Genomic DNA, 20,337 nt, shown 5'->3' with positions numbered 1-20,337 from the left:
AGACATAAAATCTCCATGCGAGACTGATAAGTCAATATTGTTTTCAAAATGAGAATACAGAATGAACCATACTACGCTCGAGATTTTTCAGGTTGTGGCAGAGGAGTTGAGCGTCGTGAAGGCGGCCAGGCGTCTGGGGCGGGTGCAGTCCAACGTCACGACCCGGATCCAGCAGCTTGAGGAAGAGCTCGGTGTGCAGCTGTTCATCCGGGAAAACAAAAAGATCAGGCTCTCCCCGCAGGGAAAAAAATTCCTGGTGTACTCGAAAAAAATCCTCAGCCTGGCCGAAGAGGCGCGTCAGAGCCTCCATCCTGGCGAGCCGGTCGGTACACTGACGCTGGGATCAATGGAGTCCACGGCGGCCAGCCGGCTACCGGCCCCGCTGGCCGCCTTCAACCGGGCGTGTCCCGGGGTTCGCCTCAGGCTTACGACAGGGCCGACCCGGCAACTGACAGATAAGGTGCTGATATCTGAGCTGGACTGCGCGCTGGTCGCGCTGCCCTGCAGTGAAAACGGGGAAATCATCTGCCCGGAAAATCTCAGCTACCATCCGCTCTATACCGAAAACCTGCGCCTTGTCCTGCCAGCCGCCCTGGCGGCGGTGAAAACGGTCGGCGACATTCCGGAAGGCCAGCTGGCGACTTTTGCAAAGGGCTGTACTTACCGGGAACTCGCGGTCGGGCTGTTAAGCCAGATGTCAGGCAGCGGAGAAAATATTCAGATCCAGGAGGTGAATTCCTACCATGCCATGCTGGCTTGTGTGGCATCAGGAACCGCCATGTGCGTGCTTCCGCAGAGCGTTCTGGCACTGATGTCGTTACCGGAGGGGCTTACCACGCTGCCCGCGGGAACGGCAATCACACAGCTTATCTGGCGTCAGGACTTCAATTCACCGGCCCTGGATAAACTGCTTTCTGTTCTGCAGGACACAGCGGACATGAGTCGCTAGAGCGGCAGGGAGGCTCCCTACAATCAATCATCAGCAGATTCGTTTTCATCAGACGTTCTCCTCAGAAAGGGTATGGGGGTGGACGAAAATAAAACCAGATTACCGGCTGCAAACAGGCACAGGGCTGCAACGACAAGAGATGGGTTAAACGACCCCGTCAGGGAATATAGCTCTCCGGCAACCAGCGGACCGGCTATCTGCCCGATGCCATAGACAGCAGTCATGGCGGATATCATGTTAAAGCTTACGACACCGGCCAGACGTCTGGCTTCTGGTAGGGCAATAGTAACGGTCCCCATAAAGGTAAAACCGACCAGAAGCGCACTGGCGAGGCAGAGCACCAGATTGTGGCTAATAACCGGCAATAATACCCCGATGGCCTGCAGAATAAGGTTCAGCCAGAAGCTGCGGGAATATCCGTAACGGTGTACCAGACGATGCCAGAAAAAGCATGAAGGGACAGCAGCGAGACCAAAGACAGCCCAGACCTGTACGGGATCAAATTCCACAAGTGAACCGGAGAGAAATAATGGCAGGTAGGTGGCAGTGATGATATAGCCGAATCCGGCCAGCCCATAGACTGCGAGTAAAGTTAGGGCTGCTGCAGGCGTGCACGTATCGCCGCTCATAGTGACATCGGCAGGTTTATGGTAATCGATTAAGGTATCAGGCGGACTGTTGAGAAAATGGAAAACGAGCCCGTACAGCACTCCGGCACAGAGGGTACAAATTGTCCATATTGTCGTGCTGAAAAAACCGATGTATTTACCCAGGGCAATACACTCGGCAGAGATAAAAATCCCAAGCCCGACGCCTGCGTACATCAACGGCGCGCCGTGAGCATGCTTCATATGCTGCAGTAACCACAGTGATGCAGATATCAGACTAACCGCACTGACGATGCCGGCCAGGCCTCTTATCACGATGATGCCAGCGGGTGAGCGCAGCCATGCCAGGGCAGCAAGACAGGCAAGCGTCACCAGAACCGATCCTGCACAAAGATATCTGGCGTCAGACGGGCGCGCTTTTGCCAGCAACAGCGCCCCGACCAGGTAGCCTGCGTAGTTGGCGGAGGCAGCAATATTCCCCTCACGCAGGCTGAGCAGATGCTCCTGCACCATGACCGGAAGGATCCCCGTAAAGGCAAACCGGCCGAATCCCATACCAATAACCAGAACCACACATGCGGCCACAGAAAGTAAAAAAGCTTTCGTTTCCGGCCGATAACGCCACACTGAAATCATGATGTCTCCTGACTGCAAATGGAAATACAGTTATAATCTCAAAATGAGAACGTATTTGATAATTCATTCTCTATATGGGATTGTATGCAACCCAGGACAAAGCAACAAGCTGGCGCAGAATATTTAGTTCGTTTCGCTGCGCTGGCGCGGATGCCTTACTCATTAATCGTTCCGGAAAGAGGTAACCCATGCAGGCCAATGAGATGCTGCCCTCCACGACTGCCAGCCAGACTTACAAATGGCACGAGACTGAAGGGGTAAAAATTTTCTACCGGGAAGCCGGTCCCGCCGGTGCGCCGGTCATCGTGCTGCTGCACGGCTATCCCTCAACATCAAAGATGTACGCCCCGCTGATACCGCTTCTGTCCACGCGATACCGCATTATTGCGCCGGATTATCCGGGATTTGGACTGAGCGATGCGCCGGAACCGGACAGATACACCTACTCGTTTGATAATATTGCCCGCACGCTGGATCGCTTTTTGAGCGAAATTGGGATCGGGCAGTATGTTCTGTTTATGCAGGACTATGGTGGGCCCGTTGGTTTCAGAATGGCCATGATGAACCCGGATAGAACCCGCGCCATCATTATCCAGAATGCAAATGCCTATGAAGAAGGACTGGGGCAAAAGTGGGCGAAACTCGCTTTATACTGGCAGGATCCGCAGGCCAATGCGGACCAGCTGGAGGCGTTTATGTCCCGTGAGGGCGCCCGACAGCGACACCTCGGGAATACGCCGTCACCGGAGCGATATAACCCTGAAGCCTGGGAAGAAGAGTACTTGATGCTGACGAGGCCGGAGGCCCGGGCCATTCAGGGAGCCCTTTTTTATGATTACCAGAACAACGTGAAAGCCTATCCCCAGTGGCAGGAATGGATGCGCGAGCATCAGCCCCCGGCGCTGATCCTGTGGGGAAAATATGATCCTTCTTTCATTGTACCGGGTGCAGAAGCCTACCTGCGGGATTTACCGGATGCAGAACTGCATATTCTTGATGCCGGCCATTTTGCACTCGATGAGGCCAGTGATGCCGTTGCGCAGCTGACGCTGGCGTTCCTCGATCGTACGCTTCGCTGATACGAACGGGCGGCGGGTTACAGTACCCGGCGCCATACATATGGACGCACTCTGCCGGTCTTTGTCCGGCAGCACCATCCCGACATTATAAAGAGGTAGATATGCCATTACTGAAATTTGACGTGATTAAAGGCCGGACAGAGGCGGAAATCAGCGCCCTGCTGGATGCGGCACATGAAGCCATGGTGGAAGCTTTTGACGTGCCGGAAAGTGACCGTTACCAGAGCCTGACCCAGCACAACCCTGGCGAGCTGATTCTCCGGGATACCGGGTTGGGCTATACCCGCAGTGACAGGGCGGTTCTTCTGACGGTCATTTCGCGCCCCCGTACGAAAGCCCAGAAACAGGCGTTCTACGCCCTGCTGGCCCGCAGGCTGAAGGACGCATGCGGACTTTCCCCCGATGACCTGATGGTATCCCTGGTTGAAAACAGTGATGAAGACTGGTCATTCGGCCGGGGCAGGGCGGAATTTGTCACCGGTGAGTTGAAGTAAGTTCTGCCAACGCGGGCCTCGCTTCGGCCCGCCCGTTCCTGTGAAATAAGACCGTCACGATGAAAGAAAACCTGATTGGTATGTTTGATTCCGGCCTTGGGGGATTATCCGTTCTGAAGGCGCTTATGACCATGGTGCCGGGCGTGCCTGCCATTTTTGTCGCAGATCAACGGTACTGCCCGTACGGAACCCTGTCTGACCAGCTCATACTCAACCGGAGCAAAGCCATCTGCGACTGGCTCACCGCGCAGGGCGCCACGCAAATCGTGGTGGCCTGCAATACTGCCACGAGCGTGGCGATTGAGAGCCTGCGCGCACACTGTTCCGTCCCCGTTACTGGCATTGAACCCGCGATCAAACCCGCCGCAGCGCGGACCATGACAGGGAAAATCGCCGTTCTGGCGACCGCCGCAACGTTGCGGACAGAAAGGTATCATTCCCTGACAGATCGTTACGGCAGGTCCGTCACCATACACGCCGTCACGCCGGAAGGCTGGGTGGACGCGGTGGAAAGTAATCTGATGGACGATAATACCCGGCGCAGGTATGTCGCCCAGGTGCTTCAGCCGTTGCTTGAGGAGGGGGTAGATCAGCTCGTTCTGGGTTGCACGCATTATCCTTTCCTGCGCCTTTTTATCGAGGAGATTGTGCCCACGGGGGTTGTGATACATGATCCTGCACCGGCGGTTATAAGCCGTGCCGCGTCTTTAATGAATCAGCCGGTCGCGTCCACTTTACTCGAAGGGGAAAAGTACCGGTTCTGTACAACCGGCAGTGCGTCTGATATGCATAAAGCCCTCAGGAGACTGCTGGGACTGAATAGGGAGATTCAGAGCCTGTCAGACTTAACCACACGAAGCAGTTCTAATACAAATAGACATTATCATTGAGCCGTCACAACCTTTGTCTGGGCTGTTTTTAAAGGTCCGCTTTCTGGCTAAATAAAAATGTCTGCCTGTGGGTTATGTTTCAGCTTTTGCCGAAGGATTGCTGTGGTCAGAGCGCGGACATGTATAATTTGGTCAGAGACGGATATCTCAATTTAGCTACCACCATTTTGGTGCGCATAATGTATATTATGTTAAATCACATTAACCGATAACTTACTTCATGAACCAGGTCGGTTCTCATAAAACCATGGGGTTAAGCACCCCATCCTCTTTCGTATGCCGGCATTAAGTTAAGGGATTAACTAAAAGGTAAAATCTCAATCGTTGCCGCTCTCGCGCGTGTCCCTGTCATTGCGGAAACATAGCTGCTGCTGAAGTACTTTTTCTGGTAAGCCTGATCAATTTTACTTTCAAGCTCAGGGTCTGATGGTTTTGCGAACAGTACGTCGAATTCCTGTCCGTTAGCCAGTATCTTACCCGCCTGCTGAGACAATGCTGCCTGATACCATTTTGAACGGGTACCACTATAGGCTCGGACGAAAAGTCGATTATCCACCTTCACTTCCCAAATCCATGTCGGCGTACCGGTCGTATTCATGTCGGGATGATACGGAGCGATTTTCAGGTCGTCAGCCGCATCTATTCTTGCTAATAATTCAGGATTCCAGAGCATAAAACTCTCCTCTTTTCAGTTTATTATAGGCTGGCTGGTATGCAGGTTTGCCGTTTGCCGCATCTTCCCAGCGCTGAAGGCTCATCTTCTCGAGTGCCTGCTCGCGTTGCTCCGGTGTTACGGTGTCATTGTAGCCTTTCGACATCACGCGACTCATATCATACATGGTGCTGGCAACGACCGCTTTTACGCGTTTATCCACGGCAACAGCGTTCAGGGCAATCCCCCCCATGCCGCAGATACCGATGACACCGATACGTTCACGATCCACATAAGGTTGCAGTCCAATAAAATCGACTGCGGCCATAAAGTCTTCGGTATTGATATCAGGTGAAGCAATATTGCGGGGTTCACCACTGCTTTCACCGGTATAAGACGGATCAAATGCCAGCGTCACGAATCCACGCTCTGCTAAGGTCTGAGCATAGAGACCTGAGGCCTGTTCTTTTACCGCGCCAAAAGGCCCGGAAATCACAAGCGCAGCAAGCTTCTTGTTCCCGCGATCTTTAGGAAGATATACATCAGCGGCTAGCGTAATACCGTAACGATTTTTAAAAGTAACTTTTTGATGATCCACTTTTTCGCTCCTTGGGAACGTTTTATCCCACGTCTGAACCAGACGGATTGAAGAATCTTCTGTGCCTGGTGCAGGCTGGGCGACCGCAGCTTCTGTTGAAATCAGAGCCATCGCTCCGGCAAGGAGTGCGCCATTAAAAAAGCGCGTTGAAGATTTTAGCGTCATGATATTAAAACCTTTCATTGGATATTGAGGGATATGTTTCAGACAGCATGCATGAGTATTTCAGTTACAACTTCCGGCGGGTAATCACTGGCGATACCAAACGCTTTGACATTGATCTGGACGTTCTCAACGATAGCGGGCAGATCTGCTTCCCTGATGTTCAGCTGTTCAAGACGTGTTGGCGTACCAATTTCTTCGAACCACTTCTCAAGCGCTGCGATGCCGTCGTCTGCCGAACTGAGTCCGAACACATATTTTGCGAAACGCTCAAACTGCGGTGTATTTCGGTTTTTGTACCATTTCATCCAGGCGGGCATAACAACGGACAACCCTGCCCCGTGCGGAACGTTGAAAAGTGCGGATAAAGCGTGCTCAATTGCATGATTCGGATAACTGAATCCGGCACAGCCTGACAGGATCAAACCGTTTTGAGCAAGGGTTGCTGCCCAGGCAAATTCCCCACGGGCAGCCTCATCCTCCGGATTGGCAATGAGCGTTTGTGTGGTTTCAATTACCGTATTTAGCAGTGCTTCAACCAGCCTTGACTGAATGGCAGGCTGAACGGTTGCGGTGAAGTACACTTCGATAAGGTGTGAAATAATATCAGCGGCAGAATAGACCAGGTAATCACGGGAGACGCCCGCCATCAGCGCCGGACTCAGTACGGATACCACAGGACGCGTATAGTCGTTACCGATAGATAATTTTTCATGGGTTTTTTCATTGGTGACAACAGCGTACGGGTTCATTTCGCTTCCCGTTGCAGCCAGAGTCAGGATGGCGAATAGAGGTAAAGCAGAGGAAAGCTCGCCTTTACCAGCGAATAAATCCCAGACGTCCCCATTATAATGTGCGCCGGCCGCGATAGCCTTAGCGCTGTCCAACACGGAGCCGCCGCCAACGCTCAGGATAGCATCTACGTCATGGTGTTTCGCCAGTTCCACCCCTTCACGGACTTTGGATATCACCGGGTTACTTACGATACCGCCAAGTTCTATATACTCGATGCCGTGATCGGCAAGATTTCCGCTGACCGTATCGAACAGGCCTTCACGTTTAATACGTTCGCTTCCGTAGCACAGCAGAACTTTACGAACGCCAGCGCTTGCAATGTATGCACCAATAGTATCCTCTTTTCCGGAACCGAATTCGATTCGGGTTGGGTTGTAGAAAGTAAAATCTTTCACGTTTGTCTCCTCCGGATAATCTGTCTGGCAGTAAAAAATGGCTTTAACCTGAATGGGTTAAATTTGCTGACGGTAAGACCTGACTTATCGGTCACAGCCTCATTTCAGGGTTGTTATTTTGAGAGTCTGTAATGAGATGTGTTATTAAAATCCTCTGCATTATTTGCCTGATCCTCTGAACCTGAGTTCAAAGCCTATATTTCATTTTTCATAACGGCTAAGTTGATAACGTCAAAAGACGTAATAAATGTGAGGCATTACAGAATGATTTCTGACAAGTCGGTTGAAAAACTACTGGGTGAGCTTTCGGGCGATATTGCTCAGCGCACGCCCGGTACCGGTGATTTTCCTACAGCCGTAGAAGGACTCGAATTGTTCCGCCGAAACGAACCCGCTCCTCCGGTAAGCTGCCTGGTCCCTCCCAGTATCGTTCTGGTAGCTGATGGCGCGAAGATCATGTGGGTTGGTGGTGAGCCTTACGAATACAATACGAAAAAATTCCTGATCACCTCTCTTGACCTGCCAGCGAGCTCGGAAGTATTACAGGCTTCGACATCCCGTCCCTGCGTGGGCGTAGCCTATAAACTTGACCAGCGCGTGCTGATGGAATTAATTGCACAGGGAAGCCTGCCGCCGGTCAAAAAACGAGATGCGGGCACGGGTGTCGGCCTGGGAACTATTACTGATGTTTTGCTGCAGCCTTTCTGCCGTCTTCTTTCTTTGCTTGACGAGCCTGAAGCCATTCCTGTTCTTGGACCGCTGATTCAAAGAGAGATACATTACCGGCTTTTGATGAGCGATCAGTCCGATCATCTCAGACGAATTGCAGCAGTAGACGGCCATGGCTACCGTATCGGTAAAGCCATCGACTGGTTAAAGACCAATATTGCATCACCACTACGTGTCGAGGAGCTGGCAAGCCGGGTGCAAATGAGCACGCCCTCTTTCCACCAACACTTCAGGCAACTTGCGGGAATGAGCCCGCTTCGGTATCAGAAATGGCTGCGCCTCAATGAAGCCAGGCGACTGATGCTGAATGAACATTACGATGTCACCACAGCGGCCTATGCTGTCGGTTACGAAAGCTTGTCCCATTTCAGCCGGGAATATACGCGGATGTTCGGGGAATCACCCAAGAGGGATATTACTGTGCTGAGAAAATCTGCCGGTAAGAGTAAATAAATTCTGCTCTTACCCGCCTCAGACCCGGTGATCATCGGTTGAGATTCATTTTACTGTGGCTCCGTCCGGGCCTCTTTGAAATGTGCGCTAAGGATCATTATGATAGATTACAAGGGAGCCCACTTCAGAGTGGGCTCCCTTCATTTACAAAATATTAATTTATAATAATGTTGAGCTTATCAAACTGGCCTCCATAGCCAACAGGCAGATTTACAGTAAATTACTGTCACTAAAGTGCATCACCCATTTATTCAGAAAGCCAACTTTCTAACCTTCCACTGTTATGGACAACTGAACCAGATCTTTCACGCCATTTGGCAATTATGTGTTGCATAGCAATGCGGCTAGAGAAATTACTTCTTGAAATGCTAAAATATTTACCCACAAATTCTTGTAGTTTTGCATCAATATTAACAACATCATGTAATAACGAGAATAATGGATGAGAAATTAATTGCCCACAAGTTGAACTATAGAGCTCAATACATAAGTCATTAAGATTATTTACAAAAAAATTCTCAATTGTCTTAGCTTTATCAGACAGTTGATGATGTAACAAAAGGCTTAAACTTGAAGCTCGGAGTATATACTGCTCATTTTTATCAGAAGCAATTTCATAAAGTATTCCAAATGTAAGGCCAAAAGCCTCAAGTACTCCATTGGTAAACTCTGGAGGATATTCTTTTTTGTATTTATCTAATTGTGAATTTGATGAAGCCAAGGCATTTGCCAAATGAATAATCAATGGCTTGTCATCCGGAAGATTAAGCTTATATATAGACATCAATTTGAAATTAAATGTTGATTTGTAACGTACTGGTTTTTCATTTGCTATCATTAATGATTTCAAATTATGTTCTTCGTTGGGAAAAACATTGAAGAGACCATTCCACAAAAAATAATAACCACAAAAAACATGTGGGTATTTTTTTGCAATAGTAAGAACGGGAGCGTAAATACTTTCTTTTTCTTTTGAAATTACATCAGCCTCCAATTGTTTATCTACAAATGAAGCACTAATCACATTCAAAGCCAAATCAGGGAAGTCAGAGCATAATTCATCCCATTTATCTTTTGAAAACACATCATGATTAAACACTATATATTTAGAATCTGGCCGAATCGGTCTTCCATCGAAAATTTTTGTGCTAAGATAAGAATCGATAAACTTATCATTACCTTTCAGTAACGTATCAACCTGCTGCTGCAGTAGCGAATTATCAAAGCATAATGGTATAAATGCCTGTAAAGAAGACGGGACACATGAAAAATTATATTCATTACTCTTTATAATTTCTAAAACCTGTCTAAACGAAGGGGCGTTTTTTTCTCTATAATACACATCCAGCACTTTAAACAACTCTACGGGAAAAGAATATCTTTTATCGCTAAATTTCATATCCATTAGCAACAATAGGAAGATCGCGAAAAAGCTCATGTATTTTTGGTTTGTGGTCATTATTTGAACCAGCTTGCTCAAGTTTGGTATAACTTAAATCCTTAAATTGACTAACCATAAAATGCTCTATCAACGCCTTATCCTTAGCATTTGATTTCTCTAAAGATTTATAAAGTGCACTGATAACATGACCCGGTGTTAAAAAATGTCCATAGGCTTGAGCGACTAAGGGATATTCCAAAAGAAAATCTAAAATCTTCCTACCACCCCACACATCTACTTTAATTTTAGGTGAGTATTTTTTGACTAAAGATATGATCTTGTCATAAGCCCCAGTTTGGGGTTGCCCGCTGGGTTCTATGTTAGTGACTATGATCCAAATATCAGGTGGTACTCTATGGTTACTATTTGAATATGACTTAATTTCTTTTATAACCTCTCTTATTAACCATTTTTGAGCATTCGTGCTCAGGTTCGGTTTGTGAAACTTTGACTGTATATACCATATACCTTCCCAGCAATCTTCAGTCGTAGGATACGGTGCTTTTCCTTTTAAATAACCATCTCTCCCACCATCGGGTCCTGAGACAAACCCGGTTATGCCGCTGCCTAATTTTTTCATGGCAAGGAAATTTACCATATGTTCAAAAGAGTGAGAGTCCAGCTGTGTAAGATCATAAGTGATTGTCATAAAGTAATCCTATTTTTATGCAAGTTTAACCTACTTTAAAAAAAGAAATCGATACTCTTGCTAATAGCAAAATAATTCATATATAAACTTGAAGCATTCTTATTGTATGAATAATGTCAGAGTCAGGTGGGCAAATGCAAGAGGTTCTGTAAATTATGCATAATCAAAGAGTTTCAGGAAGTCAGAGTCATTTAAGAAAGCTAAAGAGATGTACACATAAACGTCAAGTGTTATCCTGCGGAGTTTACAATGAAGATTTTAAACATCTCTTGTTTATAGTACCTTTGGGGTGTTCGTCAGTTTTGGTATGCCGCAGCTATGGCTGGGATATGGCGTACTTGCCGCACTCGGCTAGCCAGCCGAGTGCGTATTAGTAGGTTGTGCTGATCGCCCTATTGTTCGCGAGCATCAACGGAGTGACGATTTTTATTGCTTTTTATACCTGCGCAACCAGATAAGCTTATACGCCGCCGGAATGATAAACAGCGACAGCAGCGGCGCTGTTATCATCCCGCCAATCATCGGCGCGGCGATCCGACTCATAACTTCTGACCCCGTGCCGGTTCCCCAGAGTATGGGCAGCAGACCCGCAATGATAACCGCCACCGTCATCGCCTTAGGTCGGACACGCAGGACCGCGCCATGGTACAGCGCCTCATCCAACGCTTGTGCGGTGAACGTCTCTCGCCGGGATAAGGCCGGGTTCGCTTCGATGGCATGGCGTAAATACATCAGCATCACCACGCCAAACTCGGCGGCCACCCCGGCCAGGGCAATAAACCCGGTGCCGGTGGCGACAGACATATGGAAGCCCTGCCAGTACAGGAACCAGATCCCCCCGACCAGAGCGAACGGCAAACTCATCAGGATCAGCAAGGCTTCATCAACGCGGCGGAATGCCAGATACAGCAGAATGAAAATAATCATCACCGTCATCGGCACCATCAGCTTCAGTTTCTTATTGGCATGTTCCAGCAGCTCAAACTGACCGGAGAACGACACGCTGGTTCCCGGTCTCAGCTTCACGTTCTGGTTGATGGCCGTCTTAAGGTCATTGACCACCGACACCATATCCCTGCCGCGGGCATCAATATAGATCCAGCTGGTTGGTCGGGCATTTTCCGTTTTCAGCATCGTCGGGCCGGAAACGACACGTATATCCGCCACATCCCCCAGCGTGATTTGCTGCTTCATCGGGGTCAGGATCGGCATATCTTTCAGAGCCTGTGGGCTGTTCCGGTAGTCCTGAGGATAACGGATATTGATCGGGTACCGGGCCACGCCCTCAACCGTTTCCCCTACCGTCTCGCCACCAATGGCGGAGGAGATAAACAGCTGCACATCCCCCACCGTCATACCGTAGCGGGATGCTTTTTCACGATTAATATCCACATCAATGTAACGCCCGCCTTCCAGCCGCTCTGCAAGAGCAGACACCACGCCGGATACGGTTTTGGCGACCGCTTCAATGCTCTGCGCCGTGGCGTCGATATCCGACAGAACGGTGCCTGACACCTTGATACCGATTGGGCTTTTAATCCCGGTAGAAAGCATGTCGATGCGGTTACGGATCGGCGGCACCCAGAGGTTAGCCAGACCCGGCAGACGGACGGTTTTATCGAGTTCGTCAATAATCTTGTCAATCGTCATCCCGGATCGCCACTGATCCTCGGGTTTCAGTTGAATGGTGGTTTCCACCATTTCAAGCGGTGCGGGGTCCGTTGCGGTCTCTGCCTTACCGGTCTTGCCAAACACAGACGCCACTTCAGGAACGGTTTTGATGAGCTTGTCCGTGGTCTGCAACAGCGCAGCCGCTTCAGCCGGAGAAACGCCCGGCAGTGTTGATGGCATATACAGCAGATCGCCTTCGTTGATCTTCGGCAGAAACTCGCCACCCATCTGACTCAGCGGCCAGATAACCGTGAAGATCGACAAGGCCGCCACCAGCAGGGTTGTTTTTGGCCAGTGAAGCACCCGCAGCAGCAGCGGATGATAGGCTTTAATCAGCAGCCGGTTCAGCGGGTTACTGCTCTCGGCGGGAATTTTCCCCCTGATCCAGAAGCCCATCAGAATGGGAATGACGATAATGGCCAGCGCGGCTGCGCCTGCCATGGCGTACGTTTTGGTAAAGGCCAGCGGACCAAACAGACGCCCTTCCTGACCTTCGAGGGTAAAAATAGGTATGAACGATAAGGTGATGATCAGCAGGCTGATAAACAGCGCGGGGCCTACTTCAACGGAGGCGTTGGTGATCACCTTCCAGCGGGTCGCGTTATCAATCTGCTCGCCAGGGTGCTGATGATCCCACTCTTCCAGCCGTTTATGCGCGTTTTCAATCATCACGATGGCGGCATCCACCATCGCCCCCACGGCAATGGCGATCCCGCCCAGGGACATAATATTGGCGTTCAACCCCTGGAAATGCATGACGATAAAAGCAATACACAAGCCTAGCGGCAGAGAGATAATCGCCACCAGCGCAGACCGCACATGCCAGAGAAACAGCGCGCAGACGATGGCCACCACAATAAACTCTTCCAGCAGTTTATAACTCAGGTTATCAATGGCCCGGTCAATCAGCTGGCTGCGATCGTACGTGGTAACAATCTCAACACCTTCCGGCAGGCTGGCCTTCAGCGTCTCCAGTTTATCTTTTACCGCGGTAATCACTTCACGCGCGTTTTTACCCGAACGCAGGATCACCACGCCGCCCGCGACCTCTCCCTGCCCGTTAAGCTCGGCAATCCCGCGCCGCATTTCAGGTCCGGTTTGTACGCGAGCAACATCACGCAGATAAACCGGTACTCCGTTCTCGCCGGTTTTCAGGACGATGTTATTGAAATCATCAATGGTCTGAAGATAGCCGCTGGCCCGGACCATATACTCTGCTTCCGCCATTTCGACCGATGAGCCCCCTGCTTCCTGATTAGAGGATCCCAGGCCCTGCTTCACGTCAGCCAGACTGATGCCGTATTGTGCCAGTTTCAGCGGATTGACCTGGATCTGATACTGCTTCACCACCCCGCCGACCGAGGCCACCTCCGCCACGTTCGGGATGGTTTTCAGCTCAAATTTCAGGAACCAGTCCTGCAAGGAACGCAGTTCGGACAGATCGTGTTTTCCGCTGCGATCCACCAGCGCATATTCAAAGATCCAGCCCACGCCCGTAGCGTCTGGCCCAATTTCCGAACTGACACCAGCAGGCAGCTTCCCCTGAATCTGATTGAGATATTCCAGAACGCGCGAGCGGGCCCAGTAGAGAACGGTCCCGTCTTCAAAAATAACGTACACATAGGAATCACCAAACTGTGAAAACCCACGCACGGTCTTCGCACCCGGCACCGACAGCATGGTCGTGGTGAGCGGATACGTCACCTGGTTTTCGACAATTTGCGGTGCCTGGCCGGGGTAGCTCGTTTTAATAATCACCTGAACATCAGACAGATCGGGTAAGGCATCCACCGGCGTATTGATGATGGTCCATGTTCCCCAGACGCTTAGAAACAGCGCCCCTATCATCACCAGGAAACGGTTGGCGACGGCGCGCCGGATAATCCATGCAATCATCGTCGTCTCCTCAATGGCCTGAATGACTCTTTTCAGGCTGACGCATACGCTCCAGCGCACCGGTAATATTGGCTTCGGAATCAATCATGAACAGACCGCTAACCACCACCGACTCCCCTTCGTTGAGGCCGGATCCTACGGCGGACTGCTGCTGGGATTCGTGCAGAACGTGGATCTGCTTCGGCACAAATCGCCCTTCCGCGTCAACGGTGATGACCCGCTGTTCTTTACCCGTATCGATAACGGCCTGGGAGGGGATCAACTGCATCTCCTGGCTTTGGGTGTTCAGCTTCAGATATGCATTCATGCCCGGCTTAAGCCGTTCGTCTTTGTTGGAAACCTGCAAGCGAACCTGCAGCGTACGGGTGGCAGGATCGACGCTTGGCAAAATGTTCCATTTTTCAACGTGAAACGATGTGTCCGGGTACGCCGGGACCGAAATGTCAAACTGCGAGGAGTCTTTCAGCAGATACGCGATGGATTCAGGTATGGCCGCGCTGATCCACACCGGATCCATCCCCTGAATCTGTGCCACAACCTTATCTTTCGAAATATTCATCCCGGTACGCAGGTCAAAGCCGGTGATCACCCCGTCAATGGGGGCTTTGATGGTAAACCGGGTCTGGACCGTGCGGGTCGAGCGTAACCTTTGAATATCCGCTTCCGGCATGCCTGCCAGACGAAGCCGTTCAAGCACCCCTTTCAGCTGCGTGGGAGTGCCGCCGGTGCCGGACAACAGAAGGAACTCACTCTGCGCTTCCACCCACTCCGGAATGGTGATATCGATGAGCGGCGTGCCTTTCTTCACACGATCGCCTGTCGTCAGGGGATACACTTTCTCCACAAAGCCTTCGGATCGTGCCTGCACAATCACAAACTGATATTCGTTATAGCTGACGTTGGCCGGGATGGTCTGGGCATAATTCAGCGTGCCGCGGGTTACTTTTTGCGTTTTTAATCCCAGGTTCTGAACCTGCGTCGGATCAATACGGATACCGGCACCGTTTTTATCGTCATTCTCATCCGCGTATTTAGGTACCAGATCCATATCCATAAACGGCGATTTACCGGGCTTATCGAATTTAACGTCGGGCTTCATCGGGTCATACCAGAAAAGCACCTTTCGTTCCGGCGGGGTATTTTCTGTTTTTTCGGCAGCATAAATATACTGCCACGCCGTCACTGCAATCAGCCCTCCCGCAAGAAGGCTGCCGATTATCATTGCAGCATATTTAACCTTTAACGATGCCATGCCGTTTCCCGCTATTTAATGCTTTTGAGTAAAGAGATATTGCCCTGCTGCACAAAAGAAAATTTCACGTGGTTGCCGACTTTTACGGCCTTAATACTTTCGTCTGCGTCAGTAAAGGTGAAACGCATGGTCATGGCGGGCCAGCCAATTTCCGGGATGGCTTCATGAGCGATCGTTACCTTTTTGTTTGTGAGATCAATGTCCTTCACGATGCCAGTCCCGGAGACAACCTGCTCTGTGGCCCCTTCGCTGGCAGCACTCATCTCTGCGTGCTGATGAACCTCAGCCTGCAGGCCGGCAGAAAACATCATGGAGATCGCACCGAATACAACGGCCTTCATTGAATTACGCATATTATTTTCCTGTTGAGTTAATTGCGGTTATTCGACCCAACCGCCGCCCAGTGCGGTGAAGAGATTAATTTCATTAACCTGTCGGGCATAAATAAGGTCGAGAATGTTTTGCTGCGTGGAAAACAGTGCGCGTTCCGCGTCTAATACTTCGATATAACTGACCACACCGCGGGTATATAACCCTCTGGCACGCTGCAGGGTGATGTTTAGCGAATCAAGATACCGCTGTTGCGCAGCAAGTTGCTGGCTGAGGCTGTCCCGCAGCGCGAGCGCGTCGGCGACCTGTTTAAAGGCGGACTGAATTTTTTGTTCGTAATTCACAACCGACTGCTGCTGGCGAATTTCGGCCAGCTTCAGGTTGGCTTTATTCCTGCCCGCATTAAAAATGGGAATGTCTATTTTGGGAATAAAATTCCACATGCCGCTGCCGGACGTGAAGAGGCCAGATAATTCCGTGCTGCCCGTTGAAAGCCCGCTGGTCAGGGAGATGGACGGGAAAAAGGCAGCGCGCGCCGCGCCAATATTCGCATCGGCCGCTTTAAGCTGATACTCCGCCTCCATAATATCCGGGCGCTGCAGCAATATTGCCGATGAAAGATGGGGCGGCAGTATTACCGGCACAATATCGCTGGCGTTCATTCCGCCGTCGCCAGGTAGCGCGCGATACGTTCCGAGGACCAGCTGCAGGGCATTATTGGCCTGTGCCAGCTCCCCCTCTCTTTTGGCAATTTCTGCCCGGGTACTTTCGATCTGCCCCCGGGCCTGCTCCAGCGCCAGCACGTTCGTGCTTCCCGTCACCAGCTGTTGCTCAACGAAGGCGTAAGACTGCTGATAATTTGACAGCGTATCCCGCGCGATACGCAGCTGTTTGTAGGCCAGCTGCTGGTTGAAATAGCTCTGGGACACATTAGCGACAAGCAAAATATGCACGGCACGACGGGCTTCTTCGCTGGCGAAAAAGTTTTGTCGGTCGGCATCGCTCATGTTCTTTAGCTTGCCAAAAAAGTCGAGTTCGTAGCTAAGCGCAAGTCCCGCGTCGTACTGCTGTGAGGTGGGTTTGTCACTCTTTAGCCCCCCGCTGTAAGTGACGCCCGAGGAGGCGTTCAGCTGAGGATAACGATCCGCATCCGTCACGTTGAACTGCGCCCGGGCCTCTTCAACCTTCAGCGCGGCCATTTTTATATCGCGGTTGTTCTTCAGGGCCTCTGTAATCAATCCCGCGATTTGCGGATCGACGAAGAAGTTGCGCCAGCCGGTGTCATGATACATGCCCTCCACGGGCGTCAGGCTGTTACGCGACAGCGAAAACTGCTGGGGTACCGGTGACGTCGGGCGCTGGTATTCAGGGGCCAGCGAGACGCATCCTGTCAGGATAAATACCGTAGTGATGCTTAGTCGTTTTAGCAGGAACATAGCGGTTCAGATGAATTCCAGAGTATTTTTAGGGCTACTCTACTGAACGCGTCCTGTTTGACGGGTGACAGGATAATGACAATGTTGTCATTTATGGCGTAAGTCATTGTTAACGGTCGCGGGTGCAATAGAATGTGCTGAGCAGCCAGTCGGGGAAGCGTGATGAAAATATTGATTGTTGAAGACGAAATTAAAACCGGTGAGTACCTCAGCAAAGGGCTTACGGAAGCGGGCTTTGTGGTGGATCGCGCTGACAACGGCCTGACCGGCTACCATCTCGCCATGACCGCCGATTATGACCTGCTCATTCTGGATATCATGCTTCCTGATGTGAACGGCTGGGATATCATCCGCATGCTCCGCTCTGCCGGAAAGGGAATGCCGGTCCTGTTGCTGTCGGCTCTCGGCACCATTGAACACCGGGTGAAAGGCCTGGAACTGGGGGCGGATGATTACCTGGTTAAGCCCTTTGCCTTTGCTGAGCTGCTCGCCCGGGTCAGAACGCTGTTACGACGCGGCAATACGGTGATCGCCGAGAGCCAGTTTACGGTGGCAGATCTGAGCATCGACCTCGTATCAAGGAAGGTAAACCGCGCCGGAAACCGCATTCTGCTCACCAGCAAGGAGTTCAGCCTGCTGGAGTTTTTTGTTCGCCATCAGGGTGAAGTGCTGCCCCGCTCGCTGATTGCCGCGCAGGTCTGGGACATGAATTTCGACAGCGACACCAACGCGATTGACGTCGCGGTGAAGCGGTTACGCGCCAAAATCGATAACGATTATGAACCGAAGCTGATCCAGACGGTGCGCGGCGTGGGCTATATGCTGGAGGTTCCGGATGCAGAGTAAGCCCGCCAGACGCCCCTTCTCCCTGGCTCTGCGCCTGACGTTCTTTATCAGCCTCTCCACCATTCTGGCTTTTTTCGCGTTTACCTGGTTTATGCTCCACTCCGTTGAAAAGCACTTTGCCGAGCAGGATATCAGCGATCTGCAACAAATCAGCCGCGCCATGCACCGCATACTGCAGTCACCCGCGGATCCGGATGAAAAGAAAATCAGCAAAATAAAAGAGTCGCTGGCCAGCTATCGCAACGTTGCCGTCCTGCTGCTCGATCCCCGTGGCAATGTGCTCTTCAGCTCACAGGGTGAGGCCATCCGGCCAGCGGTGAATACCGCGGATTTCAGCGCCCATCGCCGCGCGCAGGATGTGTTTCTTTGGTCAGTGGAGGACGCTGGCAAGGCGATGCACGCCGGGTCCGACATGAAGATGGAAACATACCGGATTATCGCCTCTTCCGGCACGGCGACATTGCAGGGAAAAGAACAAAACTATCTCATGCTGATCGGCCTCTCCATTAATTTTCATCTTCACTACCTTGAGGCGTTGAAAAAGAACCTGATTGCCATCGCGGTGGCGATCAGCCTGCTGATTATTCTGCTCATTCGCATCGCGGTACGTCAGGGACACCTGCCCCTGCGTAACGTCAGCAATGCGATAAAAAATATCACCTCAGAGAATCTGGATGCGAGGCTTGAGCCGTCGCGGGTGCCGGTTGAGCTGGAGCAGCTGGTGATCTCGTTTAACCACATGATTGAAAAAATTGAGGATGTCTTTACCCGTCAGGCAAATTTCTCTGCCGATATCGCCCATGAGATCAGAACCCCGATCACCAATCTGGTAACGCAAACGGAAATTGCGTTAAGCCAGAACCGCTCGCCGAAAGAGCTGGAGGATGTGCTGTACTCCAGCCTTGAAGAGTACAACCGGATGACCCGAATGGTCAGCGATATGCTGTTCCTGGCCCAGGCGGATAATAATCAGCTGATCCCTGACCGGGTAACCTTTGATTTGAGCGCGGAGGTGATAAAAGTCTTTGATTTCTTCGAAGCCTGGGCGGAAGAACGCCATATCACGCTGCGTTTTAACGGCACGCCCTGCCTGATAGACGGCGATCCGCAGATGTTCCGGAGAGCCATCAATAACCTGCTCTCCAATGCCCTGCGCTATACGCCGGACGGAGAAACGGTGACCGTGTCGGTAAGCGAAAAGGAAAACGTGTGCGAGCTGATCGTTGCCAACCCCGGCAAGCCGATCCCTGAGGCACATTTGCCCCGGCTGTTCGACCGCTTTTACCGGGTGGATCCGTCCAGACAGCGAAAAGGCGAAGGCAGCGGGATCGGCCTGGCGATTGTGAAATCCATCATCACCGCGCATCACGGCAACGTGCGTGTGGAATCCGATGCTGTGTCGACCCGTTTTATATTATCGGTGCCGTGACTGATGGCACACCGCTAGCACCTTCTCTCTGAGCCACCGGTGGCCCGGATCCTGTTCCATCCGCGGGTGCCACATCTGCGATACGGTAATGGTCCAGGTGTTGAACGGCAGTTCAAAGATGTGCACGTTCTCGCTCATCGGTTGATTGAGCAGATACAACGCCGGGACCATCGCAATCAGATCGGACGCCAGCGCCACGGATAAGGCCGTCGGAAAACCGGGCACTACGCTGGCGATTTTGCGTTTCATCCCCCGCGCGGCCAGGGCATCATCAACAAAACCGTGTGATGAGCCATTTGGCGCGGTCACCACATGACCCCAGGCGACATAATCCTCAAGGCTGACTGCTGGCAGCGCCGCCAGTGGATGCCCTTTGCGCACCGCGCCTACAAAGCGGTCCTCAAAGAGCCGCTGCAGACGAATTTCGGGCCCCATGTTGCTCTGCACACCAATTTCCAGGTCAACCAGCCCCTCCCGCAGATAACGCGACGTTTTCTCCGGTTTTGGGGCAAAGCGGATGCAGACATCCGGCGCCGCTTCCGCAACGGCCGCAATCAGCAATGGGCCAAACGCCACCACAAAGCCATCATTGGCTCTGACAGTAAACACCCGTTCAAGATTTTCTGCCCGGAAGGTGTCCGTTGAAGGCTGTAGCACCGCCCTTGCCTCATGCAGCGCATTTCTGGCGCGATCCCGGGTGGCTTCGGCCCACGGAGTCAGCACCATCTGACGCCCGGCCCGCACCAGAATCGGATCGCCGGTGACCTCACGAAGTCTGCTCAGCGTGCGGCTCATGGCTGAGGTGCTCAGGTTAAGACGCCGCGCCGCCCCCGCCACGCTGGCTTCAGCCAGCAGGATGTCGAGCGCGACAAGCAAGTTGAAATCAGGATCGGTCACAAAACCTCCTCATACAGGGCGTTTGATGCAACGTATAAGTGCAAATGCTG

16 protein-coding genes and 3 pseudogenes are annotated in these 20,337 nt (G+C 51.5%); 8 read left to right on the top strand and 11 right to left on the bottom strand.

Going from position 1 to position 20,337, the window contains the following annotated elements; translation table 11 throughout:
- Window positions 1–61: 61 nt before the first annotated feature.
- A complete protein-coding gene (locus ACOTZF_RS04685) occupies window positions 62–949 on the top strand; it encodes a LysR family transcriptional regulator (RefSeq protein ID WP_129251693.1) in 888 nt (295 codons plus the stop codon).
- Window positions 950–972: 23 nt separating this feature from the next.
- On the opposite strand, the gene ACOTZF_RS04680 is transcribed toward ACOTZF_RS04685, so the two are convergent.
- The gene (locus tag ACOTZF_RS04680; protein ID WP_164987664.1) at window positions 973–2,190 is read right to left on the bottom strand and encodes a YbfB/YjiJ family MFS transporter; all 1,218 of its coding nucleotides are present in this window, start codon (window positions 2,188–2,190) and stop codon (window positions 973–975) included.
- A 191-nt stretch (window positions 2,191–2,381) separates the two neighbouring features.
- Between ACOTZF_RS04680 and ACOTZF_RS04675 the strand changes: the two genes are divergently transcribed.
- The 3 genes from ACOTZF_RS04675 to murI all read left to right on the top strand — a co-directional run bounded on the left by ACOTZF_RS04675 (window position 2,382) and on the right by murI (window position 4,656).
- A complete protein-coding gene (locus ACOTZF_RS04675; protein ID WP_129317621.1) occupies window positions 2,382–3,272 on the top strand; it encodes an alpha/beta fold hydrolase in 891 nt (296 codons plus the stop codon).
- A gap of 101 nt (window positions 3,273–3,373) precedes the next feature.
- Entirely contained in the window at window positions 3,374–3,766 is a 393-nt protein-coding gene (locus tag ACOTZF_RS04670) for a tautomerase family protein (RefSeq protein ID WP_129317622.1), read from the top strand.
- Between the two features lie 59 nt (window positions 3,767–3,825).
- Window positions 3,826–4,656, top strand: coding sequence for a glutamate racemase (murI, locus tag ACOTZF_RS04665; RefSeq protein ID WP_129317623.1), 831 nt, complete (start codon window positions 3,826–3,828; stop codon window positions 4,654–4,656).
- Window positions 4,657–4,954: 298 nt separating this feature from the next.
- On the opposite strand, the gene ACOTZF_RS04660 is transcribed toward murI, so the two are convergent.
- Together ACOTZF_RS04660 and ACOTZF_RS04655 are read right to left on the bottom strand one after the other, a co-directional pair.
- Window positions 4,955–5,329: a DUF2255 family protein gene (locus tag ACOTZF_RS04660; protein ID WP_129317624.1), complete on the bottom strand. Its 375-nt coding sequence runs from the start codon at window positions 5,327–5,329 to the stop codon at window positions 4,955–4,957.
- Between the two features lie 4 nt (window positions 5,330–5,333).
- Window positions 5,334–6,089 (bottom strand): annotated as a pseudogene (locus ACOTZF_RS04655) (alpha/beta hydrolase); the annotation flags it as partial.
- Between the two features lie 29 nt (window positions 6,090–6,118).
- Between ACOTZF_RS04655 and ACOTZF_RS04650 the strand changes: the two are divergent.
- A pseudogene (locus ACOTZF_RS04650) lies at window positions 6,119–6,301 on the top strand (hypothetical protein); the annotation flags it as partial.
- 435 nt (window positions 6,302–6,736) lie between these two features.
- Here the strand turns inward: ACOTZF_RS04650 and ACOTZF_RS04645 are convergent.
- Window positions 6,737–7,258 (bottom strand): annotated as a pseudogene (locus ACOTZF_RS04645) (iron-containing alcohol dehydrogenase); the annotation flags it as partial.
- A 264-nt stretch (window positions 7,259–7,522) separates the two neighbouring features.
- Here ACOTZF_RS04645 and ACOTZF_RS04640 point away from each other — a divergent pair.
- The gene (locus tag ACOTZF_RS04640) at window positions 7,523–8,440 is read left to right on the top strand and encodes an AraC family transcriptional regulator (RefSeq protein WP_058661329.1); all 918 of its coding nucleotides are present in this window, start codon (window positions 7,523–7,525) and stop codon (window positions 8,438–8,440) included.
- Window positions 8,441–8,687: 247 nt separating this feature from the next.
- Here the strand turns inward: ACOTZF_RS04640 and ACOTZF_RS04635 are convergent, their stop codons facing one another.
- The 6 genes from ACOTZF_RS04635 to ACOTZF_RS04610 form a co-directional block, all read right to left on the bottom strand.
- Entirely contained in the window at window positions 8,688–9,839 is a 1,152-nt protein-coding gene (locus tag ACOTZF_RS04635) for a hypothetical protein (RefSeq protein WP_129317626.1), read from the bottom strand.
- Window positions 9,829–10,530: a hypothetical protein gene (locus ACOTZF_RS04630; protein ID WP_129317627.1), complete on the bottom strand. Its 702-nt coding sequence runs from the start codon at window positions 10,528–10,530 to the stop codon at window positions 9,829–9,831. Before ACOTZF_RS04630 ends, ACOTZF_RS04635 begins: the two co-directional genes overlap by 11 nt.
- Window positions 10,531–10,956: 426 nt before the next feature.
- Window positions 10,957–14,097, bottom strand: a complete 3,141-nt coding sequence (silA, locus tag ACOTZF_RS04625; protein WP_421636048.1) for a Cu(+)/Ag(+) efflux RND transporter permease subunit SilA — start codon at window positions 14,095–14,097, stop codon at window positions 10,957–10,959.
- A 10-nt stretch (window positions 14,098–14,107) separates the two neighbouring features.
- Window positions 14,108–15,349 (bottom strand): efflux RND transporter periplasmic adaptor subunit, encoded by a 1,242-nt coding sequence (locus ACOTZF_RS04620; RefSeq protein ID WP_129317629.1) that lies wholly within the window; start codon window positions 15,347–15,349, stop codon window positions 14,108–14,110.
- Window positions 15,350–15,360: 11 nt separating this feature from the next.
- Window positions 15,361–15,702: a cation efflux system protein CusF gene (gene cusF / locus ACOTZF_RS04615; protein ID WP_058679091.1), complete on the bottom strand. Its 342-nt coding sequence runs from the start codon at window positions 15,700–15,702 to the stop codon at window positions 15,361–15,363.
- Between the two features lie 27 nt (window positions 15,703–15,729).
- Window positions 15,730–17,115 carry an efflux transporter outer membrane subunit gene (locus tag ACOTZF_RS04610; RefSeq protein ID WP_129317630.1) on the bottom strand — a complete coding sequence of 462 codons (1,386 nt, stop codon included), beginning with the start codon at window positions 17,113–17,115 and terminating at the stop codon, window positions 15,730–15,732.
- Window positions 17,116–17,277: 162 nt separating this feature from the next.
- Between ACOTZF_RS04610 and ACOTZF_RS04605 the strand changes: the two genes are divergently transcribed.
- The gene (locus ACOTZF_RS04605; protein WP_029883300.1) at window positions 17,278–17,961 is read left to right on the top strand and encodes a copper/silver response regulator transcription factor; all 684 of its coding nucleotides are present in this window, start codon (window positions 17,278–17,280) and stop codon (window positions 17,959–17,961) included.
- Window positions 17,951–19,390 (top strand): Cu(+)/Ag(+) sensor histidine kinase, encoded by a 1,440-nt coding sequence (locus tag ACOTZF_RS04600; protein ID WP_129251699.1) that lies wholly within the window; start codon window positions 17,951–17,953, stop codon window positions 19,388–19,390. Before ACOTZF_RS04605 ends, ACOTZF_RS04600 begins: the two co-directional genes overlap by 11 nt.
- Here the strand turns inward: ACOTZF_RS04600 and ACOTZF_RS04595 are convergent.
- Window positions 19,376–20,287, bottom strand: a complete 912-nt coding sequence (locus ACOTZF_RS04595; RefSeq protein ID WP_129251700.1) for a LysR family transcriptional regulator — start codon at window positions 20,285–20,287, stop codon at window positions 19,376–19,378. The genes ACOTZF_RS04600 and ACOTZF_RS04595 overlap by 15 nt on opposite strands.
- Window positions 20,288–20,337 lie beyond the last annotated feature (50 nt).

The organism is Enterobacter cloacae complex sp. SHL021 (genome assembly GCF_049237765.1).
GTDB classification, from domain to species: Bacteria; Pseudomonadota; Gammaproteobacteria; order Enterobacterales; family Enterobacteriaceae; genus Enterobacter; species Enterobacter cloacae.
The sequence above is the reverse complement of the archived record's forward strand: the minus strand, read 5'-3'. Positions and strand labels throughout refer to the sequence as shown.

What these genes read in the sequence shown, in the direction of transcription:
- ACOTZF_RS04685 (WP_129251693.1), top strand. Translation starts at nt 62, where the DNA reads ATGAACCATACTACGCTCGAGATTTTTCAGGTTGTGGCAGAGGAGTTG.
- ACOTZF_RS04675 (WP_129317621.1), top strand. Translation starts at nt 2,382, where the DNA reads ATGCAGGCCAATGAGATGCTGCCCTCCACGACTGCCAGCCAGACTTAC.
- ACOTZF_RS04670 (WP_129317622.1), top strand. Translation starts at nt 3,374, where the DNA reads ATGCCATTACTGAAATTTGACGTGATTAAAGGCCGGACAGAGGCGGAA.
- murI (WP_129317623.1), top strand. Translation starts at nt 3,826, where the DNA reads ATGAAAGAAAACCTGATTGGTATGTTTGATTCCGGCCTTGGGGGATTA.
- ACOTZF_RS04660 (WP_129317624.1), bottom strand. Translation starts at nt 5,329, where the DNA reads ATGCTCTGGAATCCTGAATTATTAGCAAGAATAGATGCGGCTGACGAC.
- ACOTZF_RS04640 (WP_058661329.1), top strand. Translation starts at nt 7,523, where the DNA reads ATGATTTCTGACAAGTCGGTTGAAAAACTACTGGGTGAGCTTTCGGGC.
- ACOTZF_RS04635 (WP_129317626.1), bottom strand. Translation starts at nt 9,839, where the DNA reads ATGAAATTTAGCGATAAAAGATATTCTTTTCCCGTAGAGTTGTTTAAA.
- ACOTZF_RS04630 (WP_129317627.1), bottom strand. Translation starts at nt 10,530, where the DNA reads ATGACAATCACTTATGATCTTACACAGCTGGACTCTCACTCTTTTGAA.
- silA (WP_421636048.1), bottom strand. Translation starts at nt 14,097, where the DNA reads ATGATTGCATGGATTATCCGGCGCGCCGTCGCCAACCGTTTCCTGGTG.
- ACOTZF_RS04620 (WP_129317629.1), bottom strand. Translation starts at nt 15,349, where the DNA reads ATGGCATCGTTAAAGGTTAAATATGCTGCAATGATAATCGGCAGCCTT.
- cusF (WP_058679091.1), bottom strand. Translation starts at nt 15,702, where the DNA reads ATGCGTAATTCAATGAAGGCCGTTGTATTCGGTGCGATCTCCATGATG.
- ACOTZF_RS04610 (WP_129317630.1), bottom strand. Translation starts at nt 17,115, where the DNA reads ATGTTCCTGCTAAAACGACTAAGCATCACTACGGTATTTATCCTGACA.
- ACOTZF_RS04605 (WP_029883300.1), top strand. Translation starts at nt 17,278, where the DNA reads ATGAAAATATTGATTGTTGAAGACGAAATTAAAACCGGTGAGTACCTC.
- ACOTZF_RS04600 (WP_129251699.1), top strand. Translation starts at nt 17,951, where the DNA reads ATGCAGAGTAAGCCCGCCAGACGCCCCTTCTCCCTGGCTCTGCGCCTG.